The sequence below is a fragment of the Methanocalculus sp. genome (assembly GCF_030651615.1).
In the GTDB taxonomy this organism is placed as follows: domain Archaea; phylum Halobacteriota; class Methanomicrobia; order Methanomicrobiales; family Methanocorpusculaceae; genus Methanocalculus.
In genome coordinates this window covers 1-3525 of the sequence record NZ_JAUSCG010000247.1, presented here as the reverse complement: position 1 = coordinate 3525, position 3525 = coordinate 1, and the positions used below count along the sequence as shown (strand labels likewise).

General features: G+C 47.3%; 4 protein-coding genes and 1 pseudogene. 2 read left to right on the top strand and 3 right to left on the bottom strand.

The genetic code is table 11. The annotated features are described in order from the left end of the window. Positions 1–341, bottom strand: a pseudogene (locus Q7V06_RS10380) (hypothetical protein); the annotation flags it as partial. A 77-nt stretch (positions 342–418) separates the two neighbouring features. Further along, positions 419–1390, bottom strand: coding sequence for an EF-Tu/IF-2/RF-3 family GTPase (locus Q7V06_RS10375; protein ID WP_304841157.1), 972 nt, complete (start codon positions 1388–1390; stop codon positions 419–421). Positions 1391–1488: 98 nt separating this feature from the next. Here Q7V06_RS10375 and Q7V06_RS10370 point away from each other — a divergent pair, with 98 nt between their 5' ends. After that, a complete protein-coding gene (locus Q7V06_RS10370; RefSeq protein ID WP_304841156.1) occupies positions 1489–2169 on the top strand; it encodes a 2,5-diamino-6-(ribosylamino)-4(3H)-pyrimidinone 5'-phosphate reductase in 681 nt (226 codons plus the stop codon). A gap of 81 nt (positions 2170–2250) precedes the next feature. Here Q7V06_RS10370 and Q7V06_RS10365 read toward each other — a convergent pair whose 3' ends face one another. Next, positions 2251–2721: a hypothetical protein gene (locus tag Q7V06_RS10365; RefSeq protein ID WP_304841155.1), complete on the bottom strand. Its 471-nt coding sequence runs from the start codon at positions 2719–2721 to the stop codon at positions 2251–2253. Between the two features lie 79 nt (positions 2722–2800). Here Q7V06_RS10365 and Q7V06_RS10360 point away from each other — a divergent pair. Continuing rightward, a partial coding sequence (locus tag Q7V06_RS10360) for an SLC13 family permease (protein WP_304841154.1) occupies positions 2801–3525 on the top strand: 725 nt, incomplete at its 3' end.

The following is a 3525-nucleotide window of genomic DNA, read 5'->3' as shown; positions in this document are numbered from 1 at the left end:
GAGACGGCAGCTGCAACCAGGCCAAATGAAATAAAAAGGATGAAATTAACGGCTGATCCATAGATGATCGAAACATTATCTCCTGCCAGAGAATAAACAAGAGCAAAATATCCAAAAGCAATTGCGACGGTTATAATCGTTTCACGCTGAGGGAAGAATAGTGCTGCATAGAGGATGGGAATAAAAAAGAGTGCAGGATAAACGTCAGTTATCCCATTTTGTACTGCATGATAAGTTATAAGATATGCGGTAATGGTAAGTGCAGAGAATACCCATATCCGGATAAATAAAGATGAGTGCGGCCCCTTTCCGAAATTCGAAAGGGCTCTGTTCTCCAGCATAATAATCTATATTTCTCCTTACAAGAATTTATAATTATGTTATTTTATCCCACACCAAATTAGGCAGTCTGGATAAATCACGGCAAAATGAGTCGTCCAACGACTCGGAGTTTCCCTCCCTCAAGATAGTGAAGGACAACCCGATCACCCGGAAGATATACAAGAGGCTTCTCCAGCCTGATGGTGAGGGAGGGGCGTCTGAAATCAGAGGCATTCTCAACTGAGATCACTTTACCCGATACAAACTGCATCCAGTGACCACAGTAGATGACCATACCTTCATGAATCGGAGAGGGCCAGTATTTTACAAGGTGTGCATCTGCTGTGATCTCATCTGTTACAGATACTGCCGGATCGGTTGTCAGAACATACCCACGATCCAGATCGTCAGACTCAATATTCTTCAGTGCCAGGCCAACACGGTCATGAACAACCCCATATCCGGAGTCGTCATCATGTTTCTGGATTGACCTGAGTGTCGCCGTCCTCTCACCAGGGAGCACTTTTAGCTGATCGTGCTTCCGCAGGCATCCGGCAACAACTCCACCAAGTGCGACAGTACCAATACCTTTCACATTGAAGTGATGATCAATAGCCATCGTACCGTAAGGCATAGAATCCGCAGATGGTTCCTGCGAAGGAACCTCAGAGGCTCTGATCAGAAGAGCTTCTTTCAAATCGATCCAGTTCTCATCACAGAATTGGTAGTTTTCAAGGACAGTACCTTTCAAAAGTGGGTTCACCTGGTCGGGACTGAGATAATTCCTCAGCACAATAAAACCTTCACGAAGACCTGCTGAGTCAAGCATCAGGATACATTCTCCAAGAGCAGGAGTGATCGCATCAATGACAAGAACTGCAGATTGTGCCATAGAGACAGAGAAGAACAGAGATGCCAACCGTTCCGGATAACGAGACGGTTCAATCAGTGTGACCGTATCGGAGCCACGTTTGAGATTATAAAATGTAATATCCGATGATGTCCCTTTCTTCCCAAGTTCACGCAGAACATCAGGGGGGGCAATCGCAACAACCGTCAGGTTTCCCATAGGATCATAGTTTGCTTGAGGATATGAAAAATCCTTCACTGATGAGAACATCCTGACCACAATACTATATCAGCCATCATTTCTAAAACCTCAGTACCATGCGACCATATACAATCATCAACGCTGCCATGAGCGCCGATGGAAAACTCTCCACAAAAGAACGTCGACAGGTGCGCATCTCAGGTGCTGAAGACTTCGCCCGTGTCGATCGGATGCGTGCAGATTGTGATGCGATCCTTGTGGGTATCGGAACCGTTCATGCAGACGATCCATCCCTCACCGTGAAATCTCCCACACTCAGGGAGATGCGGATTGCTCATGGAAAACAGACAAACCCCATCCGAATCGTTCTTGACTCCCACGCAAAAACGCCGATCACAGCAGACATCCTCAATAAAGGAGAGGGGTATCGGATCATTGCAGTTTCAGAGGAGGCAGATCAGGAGAGAGTCAGGGAATTATCCAGGTATGCCGATATAATCACCTGTGGAAGAGATCGGGTTGACCTTCACTGTCTCTTACAGGAATTAAAAAAGAGGGGGATCGAGAGCCTGATGGTTGAGGGTGGAGGAACTGTGATCTGGTCATTCATCTCAGAAGGGCTCTTTGACGAGTTACATACCTATCTTGGCGCACTGATCATCGGGGGTATGACAGCACCAACACTCGCAGATGGGGAGGGGTTCACTGAGGAGTTACACTTCTCCCGCCTCATCCTTAGCGATATGAAACGACTTGATGACGGGCTGTTAATTCAGTGGAAGAAAAAACACGCATGATGCCTAAGGGGGCAACAGGCAAACACGATGAAAATGATGGGTGTTCCCATCTATTTTCAAATAAAAAAGAGTGAAAAAGCTTCAATTTCGGCTCTTAAACTCAAAGAGAGCATCGTTGATGACAACTGCCTGACCTGTGTTGTAGTGTGCGATGACCTTCACTCGATCGGTTGCGCGTGTCCCGGTAAAGGAAATCTCTTTCCCCATTGTAATTGGTCGTTCAATGGACTTCTCTTCGATCCTCCCATCTGAGGTGTACAATATCGCATCTATACGGACGATAGCATTCATCCCACTCCCTCCATTAAAGATGACATCTATCTCCGGCTGAAGCTGATCCCTCTGAATCGTCACTTCAACCTCCTGGCGAGCTGGCATCGTCCCAAGAGGACCGGGGGTGAGTGACCAGTCTGATACAGGAGCCATTGTCGGAACGTATGTTGGGAATGCAGTCTGCGATGGAGCTGGCTGTTCCGGAGTCGAAGAGCAACCTGCCGCGAAGAGTGCCGCGACAAGAATAACTGTTAATAACAGATAGCGCTGATAGTGCATGAGCCATCATAGGAGAAACCTCTATAAGATACTATCGACTACTGGCAATCCTTGATAATCAAGAGAGATCCATTTCTGAATGGTGAATCTCCCGCTCCTCATTCTGGCAGCCGTAATGGCACTTATTGCATGCCGCCAGATCGGTAGAATACGCCTCCCGATCTGGATAATCATGCTCGGAGGAGCGGGAGCGGTTCTTCTCTCAGGAGACATACAACCGCTAAACGCCATTCATGCAATCAACTACGAGATACTAATCTTCCTCTTCTGCGTCTTTGTTATCGGATCTGCGATGGAAGAGAGCGGATACCTTACTCATCTCGCATCCAGGATATTTTCGTCCCAGACAACAGGGCGAGGACTTATACTCCTCTTTATTCTCACGATGGGAGCCTTCTCTGCCCTCCTTATGAACGATACGCTTGCAATAATCGGGACACCGATCGCCCTTATACTCGCGAGAACGTGTGGAATACCGGATCGGGCATTTCTCCTTTCACTCGCCGGGGCAGTGACAACAGGGAGTGTGATAAGCCCGATTGGAAATCCCCAGAACCTTCTCATCGCTCTCTCCGGCGGGATTGAAAATCCCTTTATTTCATTCTTCATAATTCTGCTCATACCCACAATACTCTCGGGGATGGCTCTTTATTTCATTATAATCCGGCTCTTTCCATGTATCCCTGACACTATCCCTCCGGTTCTCTTTGAAGCGAGGATCCGAAATTTACAGATGGCATCACTCAGCAAGGTATCACTCGCACTTCTGATTGGCCTGATCCTCATTCGGATCATGCTCATCTC

Excerpts from the sequence above, each read along its gene's own strand:
- Q7V06_RS10375 (WP_304841157.1), bottom strand. The coding sequence starts at position 1,390 with ATGGGAAACCTGACGGTTGTTGCGATTGCCCCCCCTGATGTTCTGCGT.
- Q7V06_RS10370 (WP_304841156.1), top strand. The coding sequence starts at position 1,489 with ATGCGACCATATACAATCATCAACGCTGCCATGAGCGCCGATGGAAAA.
- Q7V06_RS10365 (WP_304841155.1), bottom strand. The coding sequence starts at position 2,721 with ATGCACTATCAGCGCTATCTGTTATTAACAGTTATTCTTGTCGCGGCA.